At 70.5% G+C, this 19,870-nt stretch carries 17 protein-coding genes; 12 read left to right on the top strand and 5 right to left on the bottom strand.

Translation table 11 applies throughout. The annotated features are described in order from the left end of the window. The first annotated feature begins 87 nt into the window (after nucleotides 1-87). Genes FV226_RS09345 through FV226_RS09335 form a run of 3 tightly spaced genes read left to right on the top strand, consistent with a single transcriptional unit; the run spans nucleotide 88 to nucleotide 2,578 of the window. A complete protein-coding gene (locus tag FV226_RS09345; protein ID WP_147750609.1) occupies nucleotides 88-507 on the top strand; it encodes an FKBP-type peptidyl-prolyl cis-trans isomerase in 420 nt (139 codons plus the stop codon). Nucleotides 508-543: 36 nt separating this feature from the next. Beyond that, nucleotides 544-1,959 carry a Wadjet anti-phage system protein JetA family protein gene (locus FV226_RS09340; RefSeq protein ID WP_147762694.1) on the top strand — a complete coding sequence of 472 codons (1,416 nt, stop codon included), beginning with the start codon at nucleotides 544-546 and terminating at the stop codon, nucleotides 1,957-1,959. Further along, nucleotides 1,952-2,578 (top strand): DUF4194 domain-containing protein, encoded by a 627-nt coding sequence (locus tag FV226_RS09335; RefSeq protein ID WP_147762693.1) that lies wholly within the window; start codon nucleotides 1,952-1,954, stop codon nucleotides 2,576-2,578. Before FV226_RS09340 ends, FV226_RS09335 begins: the two co-directional genes overlap by 8 nt. Before the next feature lie 3 nt (nucleotides 2,579-2,581). Here FV226_RS09335 and FV226_RS09330 read toward each other — a convergent pair whose 3' ends face one another. Then, nucleotides 2,582-3,349, bottom strand: coding sequence for a sialate O-acetylesterase (locus tag FV226_RS09330; RefSeq protein ID WP_187273575.1), 768 nt, complete (start codon nucleotides 3,347-3,349; stop codon nucleotides 2,582-2,584). A gap of 256 nt (nucleotides 3,350-3,605) precedes the next feature. Between FV226_RS09330 and FV226_RS09325 the strand changes: the two genes are divergently transcribed. Next, nucleotides 3,606-7,046: an SbcC/MukB-like Walker B domain-containing protein gene (locus tag FV226_RS09325; protein ID WP_147762691.1), complete on the top strand. Its 3,441-nt coding sequence runs from the start codon at nucleotides 3,606-3,608 to the stop codon at nucleotides 7,044-7,046. 250 nt (nucleotides 7,047-7,296) lie between these two features. On the opposite strand, the gene FV226_RS09320 is transcribed toward FV226_RS09325, so the two are convergent. Further along, on the bottom strand, nucleotides 7,297-7,512 hold the full coding sequence (locus FV226_RS09320; protein ID WP_147750614.1) for a hypothetical protein: 216 nt from the start codon (nucleotides 7,510-7,512) through the stop codon (nucleotides 7,297-7,299). Nucleotides 7,513-7,936: 424 nt separating this feature from the next. Here FV226_RS09320 and FV226_RS09315 point away from each other — a divergent pair, with 424 nt between their 5' ends. The 3 genes from FV226_RS09315 to FV226_RS09305 are packed head-to-tail and all read left to right on the top strand — an operon-like array spanning nucleotide 7,937 to nucleotide 10,096. Beyond that, on the top strand, nucleotides 7,937-9,103 hold the full coding sequence (locus tag FV226_RS09315) for a trypsin-like peptidase domain-containing protein (protein WP_147762690.1): 1,167 nt from the start codon (nucleotides 7,937-7,939) through the stop codon (nucleotides 9,101-9,103). After that, nucleotides 9,100-9,381: a hypothetical protein gene (locus FV226_RS09310; protein WP_147762689.1), complete on the top strand. Its 282-nt coding sequence runs from the start codon at nucleotides 9,100-9,102 to the stop codon at nucleotides 9,379-9,381. Before FV226_RS09315 ends, FV226_RS09310 begins: the two co-directional genes overlap by 4 nt. A 4-nt stretch (nucleotides 9,382-9,385) precedes the next feature. After that, nucleotides 9,386-10,096, top strand: a complete 711-nt coding sequence (locus FV226_RS09305) for a DnaJ domain-containing protein (RefSeq protein ID WP_147750616.1) — start codon at nucleotides 9,386-9,388, stop codon at nucleotides 10,094-10,096. 144 nt (nucleotides 10,097-10,240) lie between these two features. On the opposite strand, the gene FV226_RS09300 is transcribed toward FV226_RS09305, so the two are convergent. Then, nucleotides 10,241-11,725, bottom strand: coding sequence for a D-alanyl-D-alanine carboxypeptidase (locus FV226_RS09300; RefSeq protein WP_147762688.1), 1,485 nt, complete (start codon nucleotides 11,723-11,725; stop codon nucleotides 10,241-10,243). 290 nt (nucleotides 11,726-12,015) lie between these two features. On the opposite strand from FV226_RS09300, the gene FV226_RS09295 reads away from it, so the two are divergent. From FV226_RS09295 to FV226_RS09275, 5 genes are all read left to right on the top strand, one after another. Next, on the top strand, nucleotides 12,016-12,417 hold the full coding sequence (locus tag FV226_RS09295; RefSeq protein ID WP_147762687.1) for a phasin family protein: 402 nt from the start codon (nucleotides 12,016-12,018) through the stop codon (nucleotides 12,415-12,417). A gap of 167 nt (nucleotides 12,418-12,584) precedes the next feature. After that, a complete protein-coding gene (gene clpS, locus FV226_RS09290; protein WP_147762718.1) occupies nucleotides 12,585-12,986 on the top strand; it encodes an ATP-dependent Clp protease adapter ClpS in 402 nt (133 codons plus the stop codon). A 26-nt stretch (nucleotides 12,987-13,012) separates the two neighbouring features. Further along, nucleotides 13,013-15,493: an ATP-dependent Clp protease ATP-binding subunit ClpA gene (gene clpA / locus FV226_RS09285; protein WP_147750619.1), complete on the top strand. Its 2,481-nt coding sequence runs from the start codon at nucleotides 13,013-13,015 to the stop codon at nucleotides 15,491-15,493. 157 nt (nucleotides 15,494-15,650) lie between these two features. After that, a complete protein-coding gene (locus tag FV226_RS09280; protein ID WP_147750620.1) occupies nucleotides 15,651-15,923 on the top strand; it encodes a hypothetical protein in 273 nt (90 codons plus the stop codon). 46 nt (nucleotides 15,924-15,969) lie between these two features. Continuing rightward, a complete protein-coding gene (locus tag FV226_RS09275; protein WP_147762686.1) occupies nucleotides 15,970-17,277 on the top strand; it encodes an FAD-dependent oxidoreductase in 1,308 nt (435 codons plus the stop codon). Between the two features lie 137 nt (nucleotides 17,278-17,414). Here the strand turns inward: FV226_RS09275 and egtD are convergent, their stop codons facing one another. Both egtD and egtB read right to left on the bottom strand, forming a co-directional pair. Next, entirely contained in the window at nucleotides 17,415-18,389 is a 975-nt protein-coding gene (gene egtD, locus FV226_RS09270) for an L-histidine N(alpha)-methyltransferase (protein ID WP_238270590.1), read from the bottom strand. Between the two features lie 25 nt (nucleotides 18,390-18,414). Next, entirely contained in the window at nucleotides 18,415-19,677 is a 1,263-nt protein-coding gene (gene egtB, locus FV226_RS09265) for an ergothioneine biosynthesis protein EgtB (RefSeq protein ID WP_147762684.1), read from the bottom strand. Nucleotides 19,678-19,870: the final 193 nt, after the last annotated feature.

Genomic DNA, 19,870 nt, shown 5'->3' with positions numbered 1-19,870 from the left:
CGGCTCCCGCTGGCCTCGGCCCCGCGCCACCTGTTAAGAGGCCCATCGACGGGCGGCCCGCCAGAGGCTCGCCCCGACGGAGGAACGATGCCTCGCTTTATTCTCCCCATCGCCGGAGCCGTGCTGATCGCCATGACCGCTGCCGCCAACGCCGACTACACCACCCTCCCCTCCGGCCTGAAGTATCAGGATGAAGTCGTGGGCGCCGGCCCCGAGCCGAAGGCCGGCCAGAAGGTGACCGTGCAGTACACCGGCTGGCTCGACGACGCCGGCAAGAAGGGCAAGAAGTTCGATTCCTCGCGGGACCGCAACCAGCCCTTCACCTTCACCCTCGGCGCCGGCCAGGTGATCCAGGGTTGGGACCTCGGCGTCGCCACAATGAAGCAGGGCGGCAAGCGCACCCTGGTGATCCCGGCCGAGCTCGGCTACGGCGCCCGCGGCGCCGGCGGCATCATCCCACCCGGCGCGACGCTGATCTTCGACGTCGAGCTGCTCGGCGCGAAGTAAGGCAGACGGCTCGGCGGCGGGAAAGGTCGGCCCAGAATGCTGTTCGCGCAGCTTCCCGACGACCTGTTCCGGCCGCTGGCCTCGCCGAGCCGCGCGTTCAACGCGGCGCTGCTGCTGCACCTGCACCGGAAGGTGATGGGCACCAGCCCCGACCCGGTGCGCAAGGCGGAGCTGCTGGCCGCCATCGGCGACTTCTCCGCCGAGTGGGCGCTCGATCAGCAATCCGACGACGAGCCGGTGCCCATCGATCCGATCGAGCGCCGCTCGGCCCTTTTTCGGCGCTTCCTCGAGACCGGCTGGCTGATCGAGCGGCGCGAGCGCTACGTGCCGGTGGTCGACTTCGACCCGGAGGCGCGGCTCCTGCTCGAGGAGCTGTCGCGGATGGAGCGCGGCGAGACCCGCTCCTACGGCGCCGCCATCCTCGACGTGCTCGGCAGCCTGGAGAGTGCGATCGCCAACCCGGCCGACCGCTCGGAGGCGCTCGGCAATGCGGCGCGCGCGGCGCAGGCCTTCCTCGGCCACGTGCGGGGGCTGGCCGGCGCGATGCGCAAGATCGAGGAGCGCATCCTCCACGAGGAGGACATGCGCGCGGCCTTCCGCCTCTACTTCGAGGACTTCGTCGAGCGCCACCTGATCAGCGACTACCGGACGCTGAACACCCGCTACAACCCGTTCCGCTTCCGCTCGGCCATCGTGCGGGAGGCCGGACGCGCGCTTCGCGACCCGCTGCTGATCCGGGCGCTGGCCGAGGCGATCCTGCGCGAGGGCCGGGCGGCGGAGCTGCGCACCGCCGAGCGCGGGGTGCGCGCCGACCTCACCCAGATCCTGTCGATTTTCGAAGGCCTCGACCGGCACCTCGACGCCGTCGACGACGTGGTCGCGCGGATGGAACGCCGGATCGCGGCCGCCGTGCGCTACATGGACCGGCCGGATTCGGCGGGCATCGAGCGCACCGCGGCGGCGCTCCGCGCGGTCGGCGCGGCCGCGGGCGCGCCGGACGTGGCGCCGGCGATATCGCTCCTGCGGCCGCCGATCGGCACGCCGCACCTGTCGATCCCGCGCGGGCGCAAGGCGCCGATCGAGCTGGAGGCGCTGCCGGATTTCGAGATCGATCCGGCGATCGAGGCCTTCGTCGAGGCGAAGGCCGCCTACCGCCGGCGCACCACCGTGACGGCGGAAACGATGACCGCCTTCCTCGACCGCCATCTCGGATTGGACGGGACTCTGCGCGGCTCGGCGATCGCGGTGGCCGACGTCGACGCCTTCGTGGTGTTCCAGCGCCTGCGCGAGATCGACGTGCTGTTCGAGGGCGCCCTCGGCACCCGTTACGCCGTGTCGCGGGTGGAGGGGCGCCTCTCGAACGGGTGGCTCGATTGCCCCGACTTCGTCATCCGCCGCACCTCTAGCGATCGGCATGCGGGCGACCGACCCGCAGGGAATCGGCATGCTTGAGCCGTTCCGCGCCATCATCGACGGCGAGGAGACGCCGCCGCCCGGCGCCCGTGCGCCCGACGTGGAGGAGCTGACCCGGGCGCTCGCGGTGCTGCTGAAGGGCCAGGTGATCTATTCGAACACCCCCGGCATCGGCCGCAGCTACGAGCTCGCCCGGCACTATGCGCCGTTCTTCACCGACTACTTCGCCTGCCTCGGCTACGCGCTGACCGTTTCCCACCGCGACCAGATGGTTTCGCTGACCCTCGCGCCGGACGGGCCGCGCCACGACATCGTCGCCGAGCGCCTGCGCAAGGACGAGACCCTGGTGCTGCTGGCGTTGCGCCTGATCTACGAGGAGGGCCTGCGCGACCACCGCGTTTCCACAGACGGCCTGGTCGAGGCCACCACCGACGACGTCACCGAGCGCATCCGCACCGCAGCCCGCAACGACCCGCCGGAGGAGACGCGGCTGATCGAGATCCTCCGTCTCGTCGCCCGCCGCGGCGGCCTCCGGCTGGGCGAGCGCGACCGGGCCGAGCGCGTCACCCCGGTGAGCGTGCTGCCCGGCATCCTCGTGCTTGCCTCAGATGCGTGGCTCGACCGGCTTCGCGCGTGGTTGGAGGCCGGTGAGGCGTAAGGGTCAGGGCCTCTCCGCGTGCGGCGGGGGAACGAGCGTGCGCAAGGCCTCGAAGTAGCGTCGCCCGAGGATACGCTGCGAGGCGGCATCGAAGTGGATCCTGTCGCCCGCGTTGCCGGCGAGTCCGTCCGCGGAGACGTTGGTCGTCAGCGCGACGGCGTCGGAAAGATGCGCGAGCGCATCGAGGATCGCGAGCCGTGCCGGGCTCGACGTCACCCAGTCCGGCTCGAAACCGCCTGTCACGAACGGCACCTGGCGCGCGCCGCCGATGCGGGCGCGGAAAGCGGCGACGGTGCGGGCGAGCCGGGCGGCGTAGTCCGGACCGGACAAGGCGCCGGCGTCGGCCTCGCCCTGGTGCCAGAGAATCGCGGCGAGGCACGCGTTCGGCGCCGCGTCGAGTGCGGCCCGTGTCCGCCGCACCGCGCCCTCGAACAGATCGTCGCCGGGGTTCCAGTGGCCGTTGGCGAACCCGGTGCCGCCGACGGCCGCGGGTACGAGCAGGATGCGGCGGCCCGGCGGGCGCGTGGCGATGTAGGCGCGGGCGAAGCTCAACCCCAGGCCGACCCGCCCCGCGGCCGGGCCGGGATGCAGGAGCGGATCGATCGCAGGCACGATCCGGCCCCGGCTGCCGGCCTGGCTCCATTGGACGATGCGGGGATCGGGCATGCCGTCGAGGGTCGCGTCGAAGCCGAGGCCGAACCCAACCATGTTCGACTGTCCGGCGAGCAGCACCACGTCGGTGCCCCGGCCCCGATCGGTCGAACTGCACACGGCCGCCGCCGCAGACGACGCCAGCGCGAGGCCGATGAGAGACCAAAGACCGAGCTTCGAGGCCCACCGAGAACCCGTCCGATGCACCCTCGATGTCATGGTCGCCGTGCCCGCGCCCTCGGGATCGAGGGACCTTCGGTCCCGCTCTACACCGAAAACCGGTGCGGGCGCCGTCGTGCGTGGTGCGGGCGCCCTTGCGTCTGCCCGCGCGGTTGGCCAACTGGGCGCCCTCTCACCCGGATCGGACCCGCCCCCGGTGTACCGTCTCACCGACATCGCCCTTTCGAACTGGTATCTCATCCGGCGCGAGCAAATCCGGATTCGGGGCGCGGCGGCGCTCGTCGGGCCGACGGGGGCCGGCAAGTCGACGATCTTCGATGCGGTCGGCACGGTGCTCGCCGGCAACAACGCAAGCCGGCTCGCCCTGAACGCCTCGGCCTCGGGCCGCAGCGCGCGCACCGTGCGCGACTATTGCCTCGGCTGGATCAGCGATCCGGCCGAGGGCGGCCGCCCGACGCGCGAGGCCTGCGAGACCGTCATCGCCCTAGTGTTCGAGAACGCGGCGACCGGGCGCACGGTCTCGTTCGGGCTGGCTCTGGCGGCGCGCGCGAGCGACCAGAAGGAGGAGGTGCTCTCCCGCTTCATCGCCACCGGCCACCGCTTCGAGATCGGCGACTACCTCCGCACCAATTCCGAGGGCAGCTTCACCGCGCCCTGGACCGAGATCGCCAAGGACCTGCGGGTGCGCACCGAGCGCTTCGAGGAGTTCCGCTCGTCGGGCGAGCGCTTCACGGCGGAAGTGCTGGCGACGCTTCGCGAAGGCGCGCCCGCGCCTGACCCGCGCCACTTCCTGCGCACGTTCTCGAACGCCGTCGCGTTCAAGCCGATCTTCGATTCGAGCGCCTTCGTGCGCAGCTTCGTCCTCGATCCTGAACCGCTCGACGTCGCCCGCGTCCGGCAATCGGTGGAGAACTGGCGCCGCCTGCTGGAGACGATCGAGGAGCTGGAGGTCAAGCTCGCGCGGCTGAAGCGCCTCGCCGGGCGCTACGAATCCTGGGCCGACGCGGTGCTCGCCTCCGGCATCCACGAGGCCCGCGCGGCGACCGCCGAACTGCGTCGCCGCTGCCACGACCTCGTCGCCGTGCGGACCAAGCTCCGGGCCGGGGCCGAGGCCCTGCGCATCGCCCGCGAGAGCGTCGGCACGAGCCGCGGCTTCGTCCGCGACATCGACGGGGAGATCGCCGAGAAGAAAGCCCTCGTCGTCGGCGGGGCGACCGACGGGCGCCTGGCCGCCTCGACCATCGGCCTATCGATGCTGGAGCGCGACCGGCGGGACCTAGCGGCCCGCGTCGCCGACCTCGTCGGCCTCGTCGGACAGATGGGCAAGCTCCAGGCGGTCGCGCCGGTGTTGCGCCAGGTGGCGCCGCAGGCGGCGCGCCTCGCCGAGGCCTGCGCCCGCTCGGGGCTGCGCCGCGAGGCGCCGCCCGAGGAGACCTTGCGCCTCGACGGCCCGTTGGCCGACCTGATCGAGGGCCTGCTTCGCCTCCCCGAGTTCGACGAGGCCCTCGACCGGGCCGCCGAGGACACGGCGCTGAAGGCGCGCGCGCAGGAAAGCGAGGCCGAGCGCACGGCCCCTGCGCCCGCGTCCGGGCACGCCGCGCGACTCTCGTCCGACACGGTCGCCTTCCGGATGGAGCTGGCGCGCCGCAACATCGATGCGGTGCCGGTCTGCGAGCTTGCCGAGATCGTCGATCCGCATTGGGGGCCGGCGCTCGAAGGCCTGCTCGGCCGGGCGCGCGAGGCGCTGGTGGTCGCCCCCGATCGCCTGGAAGAAGCGCTGGGCGTGCTTCAGGGCAACCGCGACCGCTTCAGCCGCTGCATCCTGGTGAAGACCACCGACACCGCCGGCCAGCGCGCGCGGCGCTTCGACGACGGGCCACTCTCGGTAATCGAGACCGACGACCCCCACGCCGCCGCCTTCCTCGGCGTGCGGCTCGGCGGCTACGACCTCGCGCGCGACGACGCCGAGCTGCGCCGGATGAGCCGCGCGGTGGCGCCGAGCGGGCGCACCACCGCGGGCATGGCCTACTCGGTCACCCGTTCGGTCGACCTGCTGATGACCCGGGGCCAGCGCGGGCCCACCGCCGAAAGCCGGCGCAACCACGAGATCGCCGTCACGGAAGCCAAGCGCCTGCGCGGCGAGGCCGTGGTCCTGCGCGAGGCGGCGCGGACGGCGGCGGCGATCCGGGCGCGGATCGCCCGCGGCGTCGAGGATTGCGACGCCCTGCGGGAGGAGATCGACGGGATCGAAGGCCGCAAGCGTACCCTTGCCACCGAGCGCGAGGCGATCGAGAAGCGCGACACCGCCGGGCTCGCCGAGGAGATCAAGGCGCTCACCGCCGAGCGCATCGCGTATCTGCGTGAGCTGTCCGAGGTGCTGGAGCCGAAGCTCGACGGCCTGCTTGCGGAGGAGGCCAGCCTGCGGGCGCGGCTCGGGGCGGGGCGCGAGGCGGCGCGGGCCGCCTTCGTCGCTCGGCGGAGCAGCCTGCACCGGCTCGCCAGCGGGGACGCCCTGCGCATCCGCATGGTGCGCGGCCGGGTGTTCTCGGCGGCCCCTGTCCACGCGATCCGAAGCGAGCTGTCCGGGCTGGAGGCGAAGGCGATCTCGGCCGCGGCGTCGGCCGAGCGCGGCCTCGCGCAGGAGGCGGCCGAGAGCGCCCGCTCACACGGACGCGCGGCGGAGCGGGATCTGGCGGAGTATTGCGCCCAGTGGCGGATCGACAACCCGCTCGGGCGCGGCGACGGCAATCGCGGCGATCAGCCGGCGACCCTGGGCTACGCCTGGGTCCGGCGCGAGCACGACGAGGTCGAGGGCCACGAGCTGCGCCGCTACCGCGCCCAGGCCGAGCGCGCCACCGACGAGATGCGCCGGCTGATGACCGAGGACCTGCTGACGCGGCTGGCCGACAAGTTCGAGCGCGTCCGCGCCCGCCTCGACGCCCTCAACGAGCGGCTCTCGACCCAGCGCTTCACCGGCCAGACCTACGCCTTCGAGGCGACCGTCGATCGCCGCTACGCCGCCGTGCACGCCTTGGCGACCGAGGTGGCGCGCTCGCCCGACGCCGCGCAGGCGCTGCTGCCCGACGACGGCGAGGGTCCGATGGCGGCGGCTTTGGCGGAGGTCACCGCCCTGATCTCGGGGGCCGAGGACGCGGCGCGGCTCGCCGACTACCGCAACTACTTCGTCTACGAGATCGGGATGCGGGACGGGGCCGGCAACCGCACGACGATGTCGAGCCGGGCGCTGCGCGGATCGGGCGGCGAAGCGCAGGCGCCGTTCTACGTGGCGATCGCCGCCTCGCTCGCCAGCGCCTACTATCCCGGCGACCGGCCGGGCGACGAGAATCCCGGTTTCGGCCTATGCCTGCTCGACGAGGCGTTCTCGAAGCTCGACGTGCGCAACAGCCAAGCGCTGGTCGACCTCTATGCGGCGTGGGGGCTGCAACTGCTGATCGCCGCCCCGGAGGACAAGCGCACGACCCTGACCGAGGTGATGGACACCATCGTCACCGTCTACAAGAGCCCGGACCTCGCCTCGGTGCGGATCGAATCCGAGCACCCGCTGGAGGCGGCCAAGCGTGCCCTGCACGCGATCAATCCGGAACGGTACGACGACGATCGCGATGCGGCCGAATAGGTGGCGCGGTGCGAATTAGGCACCGCCGGCACGAGAACGATCGGGAGAACGTCCGGCCAGCGGTGCCAGCCAGACGAGAGGGGGGAACTCATCAAGCCGGCTTCAACTTAAAATAAGCAAGCCCAGCCGGCATTCACATTTGTCAAAACGGCACCGACAAAACGCGCCGTCGTCCCACTTATCCACCGGCCGCCCTCCCCGACCCCTCGTCGTGAAGGTGGAGGGCCGGAAAGGCGGGTCGCACAGGGGCTTAGTTGAGGTAGGTGCGGATCCAGTTCGGGGACAGGATCTCGCCCTCCTCCGTGATGATCCAGGGCTGCTTGGCCGGGTCGGTCAGCGCGCCGGCTGCGGCGGCGATCGCCTCGCGCAGGGTGCCGTAGCGCTCGGGCTGCGCCAGCGGCGAGGTTGCCGGCAGGGTGCGCCAGATCGTCAGGTCGGCGGGTCGTTCGAGAGCCTCGGTTTCCATCTCACTCTTTTCCTTCCGAAACGGCATCGTCCGTTCAGGCGTCCGCAGCCGACGCGAGGGTCGGCCGACCAGGAACACACCGTATTCATTCGAGAAACGAAGCATCTCTAAGGCGGCTTCACGATCATTGCGGCATCCTGGTCAGAAACCGGTCATGATTGCGTCGCAAATCGTTCGCGTCTCCTTGCCCACCAGAAGTGGCAGATTAGACGCGGACACCTCGGAGCTTCGTCTTGTCTTCCCGAAACTGTGGTCTCGAGGAATGACCATTCCGTTAGCGTCTCCGCCGCGCCGCGACGGTGCGGCGCCACTCCTTGATCATTCCCGTGCAAGAACGTTGAAGCGCACAGGCTGAATGCCACGTTAAGGGCGGCGCGCAGGTCAGCCCCGCGTCTGCGCCCGCCTGCCGGAGAGGTCACCCATCGTGCCGGATCGTTTTGTGCGCCTCGTGCTGGCGGCCGTCCTGGTGCTGCTGACGCTGTTCGTCGCCCAGCCCTACGTCACCGCATTCCTGTTCTCGCGCGGGGTCCCCCGCGCGATCACCGCCCGCGGCGATCTCGCGCCGGCGGAGGCGACGACGGTAGCGCTGTTCGAGCGGGCGAGTCCCTCGGTCGTCCACGTCTTCGCGCAGGGCGCGGCCCGCGGCGCCGACCTGATGAGCCTCGACGACGAATCCGAGCAGGGCCAAGCGGGCGGTCAAGGGGGCGGCCAGGGCGGTTCCGGCAACACCCAGACCGGGACCGGCTTCGTCTGGGACGCCGGCGGCCACGTCGTCACCAACAACCACGTCGTGCAGGCGGCGATCCAGTCGGGCGGGCCGATCTCGGTCCGGCTGTCCTCGGGCGAGGTCGTGACGGCGACGGTGGTCGGCGCCGCGCCGGCCTACGACCTCGCGGTGCTGCGCCTCGGGCGCGTCGCCAAGGCGCCGCCGCCGCTGGCCGTCGGCACATCGGCCGACCTCAAGGTCGGCCAGTCGACCTTCGCCATCGGCAACCCGTTCGGCCTCGACCACACGCTGACCACCGGCGTGATCAGCGCCCTGCAGCGGCGCCTGCCGACGAGCGAGGGGCGCGAGCTGTCCGGGGTGATCCAGACCGATGCGGCGATCAATCCCGGCAATTCCGGTGGGCCGCTGCTCGATTCCGCCGGGCGGCTGATCGGGGTCAACACCGCGATCTTCTCGCCGTCCGGCGCCAGCGCCGGTATCGGCTTCGCGGTGCCGGTGGACGTGGTGAACCGCGTCGTGCCGGACCTGATCCGCAACGGGCGTGTGCGCAATCCCGGCGTCGGCATCATCGCCGGGCAGGAGGCCACAGCCGCCCGGCTCGGCATCGACGGCGTCGTGGTCCTGCGCTTGCTGCGCGGATCGCCAGCCGCGAGCGCGGGCCTACGTGGCGTCGACCCGCAGACCGGCACGGTCGGCGACGTCATCGTCGGCGTCGGCGACCGCCCGGTGCATCGCCTCGCCGACCTTACCGCGGCGATCGAGGCGGCGGGCCTGGGACAGCAGATTGACCTCGCGGTTGAGCGGGACGGGCGCGTCCGCCGCGTGCGCATCACGACGGCGGACGTCGCGGAGAACCGGCCATGATCCATCCTCGCCTGCTCGTCGTCGGCCTTGCGGCCGGCCTCTGTACGGCCCCTCCCCTCCCCGCCCAGGCCACCGAGCGGCAAGCCATCGAGCGACAAGCCCGCTCGCGGCTCTGCCCGGAGGATGCGCCCGAAGGTGTGCGCCTGCCGCCGCAGCCCGGCTGCGGATCGCGCGAGGTCCCCGCCTCAAGGCGCGAGACCGGGTTCCACGAGATTCTGCCGGGAACGGCCATCCGCGTCGGCGGACGCGCGAGCTCCACCTTCGACATGCGGCGCTGACGCGATGCTGCTCGCCCTTGGTCTTCTGGCGTGTTCCGGCTTGTGGTGGCTCGGCCGCAACGGCGGCAGGCTCGGCCCACGGCTCACGCCGCGGCTGATCCGGCGAGCGGGCGCGTGGGTTGCGCTCGCGCTCGCCGCCATCCTGATGCTGCGCGGCCAGCTCGGCCCTGCCCTCGTCCTCGGGCTCGGTGCCGTCTGGCTGCTCGACGGGCCGGAGACGCTGGGCGCCCGGCTGAAACGCTGGGTTTCATCCGTGACGCCGTCGCCGCGACGGCACCGGACGGCCCGCATCGACTTCGTCGTGGGCGACGACGGCAAGGTCGGCGACGGCATCCTGCGCGGCGGGCCGCTCGGAGGGCGGCGGCTCGAGAGCCTGGGACTCGCCGACCTCCGCGCCGTGCTGGCGGTCTGCCGCGTCCAGGACCCCGCCGCGGTGGTTCCGCTAGAGGCGTATCTCGACCGCAGGCACGCCGGCTGGCGTGTAGACGCTGAGCGCGATGGCCACCCGCGGCCGGGCCGCCCGGCGCAGCCAGGGGCGATGACGCAGGACGAGGCCTATCAGATCCTGGGGCTTGAGCGCGGGGCGACCCCAGAGGCCGTCCGCACGGCTCACCGGACGCTGATGAAGCGGGCCCACCCCGACCAGGGGGGAAGCGCCGAGGGGGCGGCCCGCGTCAACGCGGCCCGCGACAGGCTGACGAACCGACATCGCTGATACTCCACGCGCGTTGCCAGGGGTACGGGACGGCTTTCGCCGAGGGCGGGATCCGCCGTCGGCGCGAGGCACGATCGTCACGGCGAAGGCCGTTGATCGTAGAGCGTCACGGTCGAACGGACCGCGACGGCATCGGGAAAGAGATCAGCTGCGGGTGGCGAAGCAGCTGAAGCCGCTGCGCTTCAAGGTGGAGCAGGCATCCTGCGCCGCGTCCTGCTCCTGGAAGCCGGAGAAGCGGGCGCGGTAGAGTGTGGCGCCGCTGTGCTCGACCTTGACCGTGTAGGGGGCGGCCTTCGAGAGGCTGCCGCCGCCCTTCACCTTGGCGTCGGCGAGCATCGCCTTGGCCTTGCCCTCGTCGTCCATGGCGCCGAGCTGGATCACCCAGGCCGTCGGCACGATCTTCGGGCCGAGGACGGGCTTGGGTGCCTCGGCGCGGGCGACCGGGCCGTCGGCCGAGGCGATGCGCTGGTCGGACTTGCGCGCGCCGGGGAACGCGGCCTGCGCGGTCGAGGGGGCAGCGTAGGCCTGCGCCGCCTTCGGCAGCGGGCCGGCCTTGAACGCGCCGGCGCTGCCGGGGGTCGCGGTCGAGCGGCGGGGCGAGATGTCGAGGGGCTGGGTGGCATCGGTCGAGTTCGTAGTCTCGACCTCGTCGTCCTCGGCCGAGGCGAGCTGTGTCCGGGTGCGCGAGACCGCGTCGGCGACGACCGCCGGGCGGGCGCGCTCGGCGACCTCGACGGTCGGCGGCGCCTGCCGGGCGCCGGCATAGGCCCGCGGCAGGCTCCCCCGGACGAGGTCGGCCATGATCCGGTCGCGGCTGGCGCCCGACTTGCCGCCGAGCACGATCGCGACGATCTGGCGGTCGTCGGACTTGGCAGCGGTCATTAGGTTGAAGCCGGAATCGCGAGTGTATCCGGTCTTGATGCCATCCACGCCCTCGACGTTGCCGAGCAGGTGGTTGTGGTTGCCGATGGTTCGGCCGCGGAAGGCGAAGGACCGGGTCTGGAAGTAGCGGTAGTAGCGCGGGAAGCGATCTTGGATCGCGCGGGCGAGCACCGTCAGGTCGCGGGCGGTGGTGATCTGCTCGGCATCGGGCAGGCCCGAGGCGTTGGCGTAATGCGTGCGGCTCATGCCGAGCGCATGGGCCTTGGCGGTCATCAGCTCGGCGAAGCGCTCCTCGGACCCGGCGATGTTCTCGCCGATGGCGCAGGCCACGTCGTTGGCCGACTTCGTCACGATCGCCTTGATGGCGTCCTCGACGGCGATGGTCTGGCCGGGGCGCAGGCCGAGCTTGGACGGCGCCTGCGCTGCGGCGTGGGCCGAGATCGTCAGCTCGGAATCGAGCGCGAAACGCCCCTTCTCCATCTGCTCGAACAGCATGTAGAGGGTCATGACCTTGGTGATCGAGGCCGGATGCCGGAGGGCGTCCTCGTTCACCGCATGCAGCGTGCGGCCAGACTTCACGTCGACCACCATCGCGGCGTAGGGCGGGTTGTAGCCGCCGCCCGGGCGGACGTGGCGACCGTGGCGGCGCGCCTCGGCGGGCGAGGCCATCGCGGTCAGCACCGCGGCGGCGGCGAGCGCGGCCGACAGGGCGGGCAGGGTTCGAGAGCGACGGGAAACGCTACGCATCACGACTCATTGCCCTCGACAGACCGGCCGCGACCGGTTTGCAACGCACCATTCAGCTCGGGACGCGCTCGAGGCGTGGCCCGATCGCGTCTGTCAAACACGCTACGGTGATGCAGTTACGGCGCGGTTAATGGAGTCGCCGCAGTTTGCACGTGTACTTCGCAGTGCAAACGTGGATTGACGTTCGATGGTGCGGCGCACAAATATCGTCTGCCGCGTCGACCTGTTCGGCCGAGAATCCTTGCTTGCACCGTCGCGCGGCGAGCCCGCTGCGTCGCAGGAGGCCCACCATGACCCTCGCTTCGAACCCGGCCGGTGAGCTCTCTCGTCAGGGTTTCGCGCGCACCCAGGCCGGCGCCGCCGCGCTGAGCCGAAGCGTCGGCGCCGCCGCCCGCACGAGCCAGACCATCGGGATCGAGTGGATGGACTATCTCAAGCAGGTCAGCTCCGAGGTCGTCGCGACCACCGAGAAGGTCGTGAAGGCCGGTAGCCCGGTGAAGGTGATAGCGATTCAGGGCGACTTCGTGAAGGCCGCGGGCGAACTCTGGATGGCGCGCGCCGGGACCTTCCGCGACCTCTACGCGACCCTGGCGACGGACATGGCGGGCCCGTTCGCGAAACCCTTCGCAAACCCCTTCGCCGCGGCGACGGGCAGGTCCGTAACGGCGGCGACGGAGCCGAAGGCCGCCTGACTCGGAGGCCGGGGCGGCGGGCCGCTCCCGGACAGTTGCGCGCAGACGACTGGCGAAACCGAATCCCGCCCTCTAGATTGGCTCGACGCGGCCGGACCCGTCGCAGCGATGCGACGAGCGACGGCCGGCATGAAGGAGCCGGTTCGATCACGATGACAGACGTCCCGATGCGGGGCACCGCTCATCCCCATACGCGTGTAATCCGGCCCTCCCTCGCGGCGGCGCGATCCGCCGCGGTCGCGTCCGACCCCGGATCGCCGGGCGGGGACGATCGCTCGAACACCGCGATCATCACGCGTACCAAGCCGAAGACCAAGCGACCGAGCCTGTATCGGGTGCTGCTGCTCAACGACGACTACACGCCGATGGAATTCGTCGTGCTCGTGGTCGAGCGGTTCTTCAACAAGACTCAGGAAGACGCCTACCAGATCATGATGCACGTGCATCAGAACGGCGCCGGAGAATGCGGGGTGTTCACCTACGAGGTCGCCGAGACCAAGGTGACGCAGGTCATGGACTTTGCGCGCAAACACCAACATCCTCTGCAGTGTGTTATGGAAAAAAAGTAGGCTCACGCAGCACAAAGGCTCGAGCATTGCCCAGCTTCTCACGCAGCCTTGAACAAGCTCTTCACCGCGCCCTCGCGCTCGCCGGCGAGCGCCGGCACGAATACGCCACGCTGGAGCACCTGCTTCTGGCGCTGGTCGACGACCAGGACGCGGCCGCAGTCATGCGGGCCTGCAACGTCGAGATCGACACGCTGAAGCGCAGCCTCGTCGAGTACGTCGACACCGAGCTCTCCAACCTCACCGGCGACGGCCGCCAGGACGCCAAGCCCACGGCCGGCTTCCAGCGCGTGATCCAGCGCGCGGTGATCCACGTGCAGTCGTCAGGCCGCGAGGAGGTGACCGGGGCCAACGTGCTCGTCGCGATCTTCGCCGAGCGCGAGAGCCATGCCGCCTACTTCCTGCAGGAGCAGGACATGACCCGCTACGACGCGGTCAACTACATCAGCCATGGCATCGCCAAGCGCCCCGGCGCGTCGGAGTCCAAGCCCGTTCGCGGCGCGGACGAGGAAGGCTCGAACGAACGCCCGAGCGACGACGGCGAGAACCGCACCAAGAAGAAGGGCGACGCCCTCGACGCCTACTGCGTCAATCTCAACAAGAAGGCCCGCGACGGCAAGGTCGACCCGCTGATCGGTCGCGAGAGCGAGGTCCAGCGCACGATCCAGGTGCTGTGCCGTCGCCAGAAGAACAACCCGCTCCTCGTCGGCGACCCCGGTGTCGGCAAGACCGCGATCGCGGAAGGCCTCGCCCGCAAGATCGTGCAGAAGGAGGTGCCGGAGGTCCTGGCCGACGCCACCGTGTTCTCGCTCGACATGGGCACGCTGCTCGCCGGCACCCGCTACCGTGGCGATTTCGAGGAGCGTCTCAAGCAGGTGATGAAGGAGATCGAGGCGCACCCGAACGCGGTGCTCTTCATTGACGAGATCCACACGGTGATCGGCGCCGGCGCCACCTCCGGCGGGGCGATGGACGCCTCGAACCTCCTGAAGCCCGCACTCGCCGCCGGCACGCTGCGTTGCATCGGCTCGACCACCTACAAGGAATACCGCCAGTACTTCGAGAAGGACCGCGCCCTGGTGCGGCGGTTCCAGAAGATCGACGTCGCCGAGCCGTCGATCCCGGACGCGATCGAGATCGTGAAGGGACTCCGCCCGTATTACGAGGAGTTCCACAAGCTCAAGTTCACCACCGAGGCCGTGAAGGCCGCGGTCGAGCTGTCGGCGCGCTACATCAACGACCGCAAGCTGCCCGACAAGGCGATCGACGTGATCGACGAGACCGGCGCCTCGCAGATGCTGGTGCCGGAGGCGCGCCGGAAGCGCGTGATCGGCATCAAGGAGATCGAGGCGACGATCGCCACGATGGCACGCATCCCGCCCAAGACCGTGTCGAAGGACGACGCGGTGGTGCTCCAGCATTTGACCGAGAACCTGAAGCGGGTGGTCTACGGCCAGCCCAACGCCATCGAGGCGCTGACCTCGGCGATCAAATTGGCCCGCGCGGGCCTGCGCGATCCTGACAAGCCGATCGGCTCCTACCTGTTCGCCGGCCCGACCGGCGTCGGCAAGACCGAGGCCGCCAAGCAGCTGGCATCGTCGCTCGGCGTCGAGATGCTCCGGTTCGACATGTCGGAATACATGGAGCGCCACACCGTCTCGCGGCTGATCGGCGCCCCACCCGGCTATGTCGGCTTCGATCAGGGCGGACTGCTCACCGACGGCATCGACCAGCACCCGCATTGCGTGCTGCTGCTCGACGAGATCGAGAAGGCGCACCCGGACCTGTTCAACATCCTGTTGCAGGTCATGGATCACGGCAAGCTCACCGACCACAACGGCAAGCAGGTCGATTTCCGTAACGTGATCATCATCATGACCACGAACGCGGGCGCCTCCGACCTCGCGAAGTCGGCCTACGGCTTCACCCAGGCCAAGCGCACGGGCGACGACGTCGAAGCGATCAACAAGCTGTTTGCGCCGGAATTCCGTAACCGGCTTGATGCGATCATCTCCTTCGGCCACCTGCCGAAGGAGGTCGTGGCCAAGGTCGTCGACAAGTTCGTGCTCCAGCTCGAGGCGCAGCTCGCCGACCGCAACGTCACGATCGAGTTGTCGGACGAGGCGCGTGCTTGGCTGGTCGAGCACGGCTATGACGACGCGATGGGCGCCCGCCCGATGGCGCGGCTGATCCAGTCGAGCATCAAGACGCAGCTCGCCGACGAGGTGCTGTTCGGCAAGCTGAAGAACGGCGGCGCGGTCCGCGTCATTGTGCGCAAGCCCGAGGATGCCGAGGCGAAGGCCGGCGGCAAGGAGACGCTGGGCTTCGAGTTCCCGGCCGGCCCTGTGGTGCCGAAGCCCGAGGCCGACGTGACCAACGCCGTCAAGAAGCACAAGCGGGCCAAGCCCCGGGCCGCCGCACGCAAGAAGACGCCCAAGGACGACAAGGGCGGCAATTCCGGCGGCGGTGGCGTCCGCACGGTGCCGAAGGTGCCCCTCGTCCGGGCCTGACGACGAACGGACGAAACGCCGTTTCGGCAGGCCCTGAAGCGCTCCCAGCGCTTCGGGGCCTTGCGCATGACGGCGATTGCGGCTTTCAGGATCGTGGACAACCACGACATGGACGCGGCGACCGTACGCCGCCGCGAAGGACCGAGGGGGCGTGACAATGAGCGAACTGCATGAGGGCCCCCTCCTGCCCGTCGAGCAACCCACGCTGGCGGCGGCACGACCGAAGCCCCTCACCCGCCGTGAGGAGCGGCGGCGGCGGCGCACCCGCCGTCGCCGCGGCGAGGAGATCCTGGCCTGGGTGCTCGTGCCGCTGATCTGCCTCGGGATCTACTGGGGCATCAACGCCGGCTTCGAGTTCATGGGGACCTCGCCCGGCCAGGTCTGGGACCAGCTCATGCAGGTGAAGGCGATGATGGAGAAGCGCGCCTGATCGCGCCGCTCCGGTCGCCGCATCCTCTCGCGCGAACGGAGCGTTCATGCCCCTCACCCGCCGCGCCGCGCTGATCGGCGCCCTCCTCGCGGCTCCCGCCGCGAAGGCGGCCCGGCGCGACGGGCCGGTGGTCGTCGTCGGCGCAGGCGCGGCCGGGCTCGCCGCCGCCGACATCCTGCGCCAGGCCGGCCGAGCCTTCACCGTCATCGAGGCGCGCAACCGCATCGGAGGACGCGCCTACACCGAGATCGGGCTCGGGCCGGACTGCCCCTTCGATGCCGGCGCCGAGTACGTGCACTGGGCCGAGTGCAACCCGTGGCGGGCCATCGCCGAACGCGACGGCGTGCGCATCGCCGGCCAGGAAGGCTGGGCGCGGACGCTGTTCGTCGATGGGCATCCTGCGACGGATAGCGAGCGCAACCGGCGCCGTGCCGCCTTCTCCGGTCTCGACGCTGCGCTGAAGCCGGTCGCGGGCCCCGACCGGTCGCTCGCCGAAGCCGCCGCCGTCGCCGGCCCTGACATGGTTCAGGCGGCGGCGGGCCTCTCCCGGCTGTCGCTCGGCGAGGAGCCCGATCGCGTCTCGCTCCTCGATTATGACCGCCTGTGGTCCGGCACCGACCTCTGGCTCGACGGCTACGGCAGTCTCGTGCGCCGCCGCTTCGCGATGATGCCGGTCGCCCTCGGCACGGCCGCGACCGGCATCGACTGGTCGGGCGGCGGGGTGCGGGTGACGACACCGGGCGGCATCCTCGACGCCGCGGCCGTGATCCTCACCGTTCCGGTCGGCGTGCTGGCGTCGGGCGCGATCCACTTCACGCCGGATTTGCCTGCCCCGACGCGGGATGCGCTCGGCGGCCTCGGCATGGGGGCCTACAGCAAGGTCGGCCTCCGGCTCGACCCCGCCCGGATCGATCTGAAGGCCTTGGGCGATGCGGTCTCGGTGGCGCGGCGCGGCGAGCAGGACCGGACGATCTACTTCGAGGTCTCGCCGTTCGACAGGCCGCTCGCGGTGGCCAACATCGGCGGAGACGGATCGCGCGCCTTGTGCGAACTCGGCGAGGCCGCCGCCGTCGCCGAGGTCACGGACCGTTTGGTGGCGATCCTCGGTACGCAGGCGCGCGGCGCGGTGACGGCCGGGAAGCTCGCCGGCTGGTGGACCGACCCATATGCCCGCGGCAGTTACTCGATCGCCCGCCCTGGTCATGCCGACGCCCGGGCCGCTCTCCAGGCGGGCATCGGCGAGCGCATCTTCCTCGCCGGTGAAGCCTATGCCGGAGGAGGAGCCATGACGGTCGGCGGCGCGACGTTGGACGGCGAACGCGCTGGGCAGGCCGTCCTGCGGATGCTGGGCTGAGGGTTTCGAGCAGGAAGTCGGACGCAAACGGCACTTAGACGTTCGGGTCACGAGGCCCGGAGCCCCTCTCCCCTGCGGGAGAGGGGCCCCCGATGCGCTTCACGCGACCTGCTCACGAAGGTTTATCTCATCAAGCCCTACCCGAAGCGCAGTGCGTGGACGGAGAACAGCGCCTCGGGATCGGTCCACACGGTGATGGCCGCCCAGCCGGCCTGCTCGGCGAGATCGCGAAATCCGTCGATCGTGTACTTGTAGCTGTTCTCGGTATGGATCGTTTCGCCCTCGGCGAAGGCGAAGGCGTGTCCGGCCACCGTCACGGTCTGGTTCGCACGGCTGACGAGGTGCATCTCGATCCGCGAGGCCGTGCGGTTGAACACCGCCCGATGGCCGAAGGCTGACGCGTCGAAAGTGCCGGAGAGTTCCCGGTCGATCCGAGTCAGCAGGTTGAGGTTGAACGCCGCGGTGGTGCCAGCCGCGTCGTCGTAGGCCGCTTCCAGTACGGCTGCGTCCTTCACGAGGTCCACGCCGACGACGAGCGTCGCGCCGGCGCCGAGCACGTCGCCGAACTGGCGGAGGAGCCGAGCCGCCTCCGCGGGCTCGAAGTTGCCGATGGTCGAGCCGGGGAAGAACCCGGCGCGCGGGGCCTCGCCGAGATCGGCAGGAAGGGCGAAGGGCTGCGTGAAGTCGGCAGCGATCGGCGCGATGCGCAGGTTCGGATAGTCCGTCTGCAGCGCCGCCGCCTCGCTACGCAGGAACGTCTCGGAAACGTCCACGGGCACGTAGGCGGCGAGGTCGGACATGTGGCGGAGAAGCCGGCGCACCTTCACGGTCGAGCCGCTACCAAACTCTACGAGGGCGGCGCCGCGCGGCAGGGCGGCAGAAATCTCGGCACCGCGCGCGTCGAGAATGCCAAGCTCCGTCCGGGTCGGGTAGTATTCCGGCAGCAAGGTGATCTGCTCGAACAGGTCTGACCCGGCGGCGTCATAGAAGTACTTCGCCGGCAGCGTCTTCTGTGGCTTGACGAAGCCCGCGAGCACGTCGGCGAGGAACGCCTGATCGTCGGGTAGGCGCGCGAGCGGCGTCGCGTCCGCGAAAACGGGCTTGATGGTCACGCGTGATAGCTCCGGAAGACGTTCGTCAGGCGCGGGACTGCGCGAGGCGCAGGCCCGTGAACTGCCAGCGCTGATGGGGATAGAAGAAGTTGCGGTACGGCCGGCGGGCATGTCCCTCCGGCGTCGCCACCGACGAGCCGCGCAGGACGATTTGGTTCAACATGAACTTGCCGTTGTACTCGCCAAGCGCACCCGGCAGCGGGCGATAGCCCGGGTAGGCGGTGTAGGCGCTGCGCGTCCACTGCCAGACCAGGCCGAACGCGTCGTCGAGCCCGCCCTCGGCGGCGGCGACCTCCCACTCGAACTCGGTCGGCAAATCGCGGCCAGCCCAGCGGGCGTAGGCGTCCGCTTCGTAGTAGCTGACATGGGTCACGGGCTGCGCCGGATCGATCGGGCGGCGGCCGGCGAGGGTCATGCAAGTCCAGCCCTGCTCGCCCGGCTGCCAGTAGCCCGGTGCCTCCCAGCCTTCCGCCTGGGCCGCGAGCCAGCCGTCGGACAGCCAGAGCTCGGAGCGGGTATAGCTGCCATCGGCCATGAACCGCAGCCATTCCGCGTTCGTGACCAACCCCCGATCGATCGACGTCGGCAAAATCAGGCTGTCGTGGCGCGGATGCTCGTTGTCGAACGAGAACCCATCGCCTGCGTGTCCAACTTGATGGATGCCGTGCGCGAGCTCGATTGCGCCCGGGCTGCTCGTCGCCTGCGGGAAGCGCCACGCGGGATCGTAGACCGGGTGCAGCGGGTTCTGAGCGAAGGCGTGCAGGATGTCCGTGATCAAGAGTTCCTGGTGCTGCTGCTCGTGGAACAAGCCGATCTCGAGGATCGGCAGCACCTTCTCCAGCGCGCCGGGGGCGGCCTGCGCCAGCAGGGTCTCGACCGCCCGATCGATGTGGGCGCGGTAAGCGGCGATCTCCTCGGTGGTCGGCCGCGTGATCAGCCCCCGCATGATCCGCGGCTGACGCGGGCCGGCGGCGACGTAGTAGGAATTGAACAGATAGTGCAGCCGCTCGTCGTGGATCTGGTAGCCGGGCAGATGCTCGCGCAGCAGGAACTGCTCGAAGAACCACGTCGTGTGTGCGCGGTGCCACTTGGTCGGGCTGGCGTCGGCCATGGACTGGACCTGCTGGTCCTCCGGTGACAGCGGCGCGGCGCGGCGCTCGGTCTCGGCGCGAACGAAGCGGAAGGCGGCGATCCAGGCGTCCCGGTCCACCGGGCGGGCGGAGACGGGCGGCGGCGGGAAGGCTTGAGCCGGGAAGGCCGGGTCGCGAAGTGCGGCTGTCGCAGCCATGGTCTGTTCTCCCCGTCGTCCGTTCGACCGGCGGTCATGGACGGTGGAGATATGGTCGAAGGTCTCGCAGACAACGGCAGCGCGACGATTCAGTCTGCGATCGCGCCGGAGCGGTGGATTACGGGACAACAAGCCAGCCCCAGCGAAATCGATAGCCTTTTTGCAGCCGCAGTGAGGTGGCCTTAACCCTCTC

The organism is Methylobacterium sp. WL12, assembly GCF_008039475.1.
Classification (GTDB): Bacteria; Pseudomonadota; Alphaproteobacteria; order Rhizobiales; family Beijerinckiaceae; genus Methylobacterium; species Methylobacterium cerastii.
This window is presented reverse-complemented; position numbering and strand designations above follow the sequence as displayed.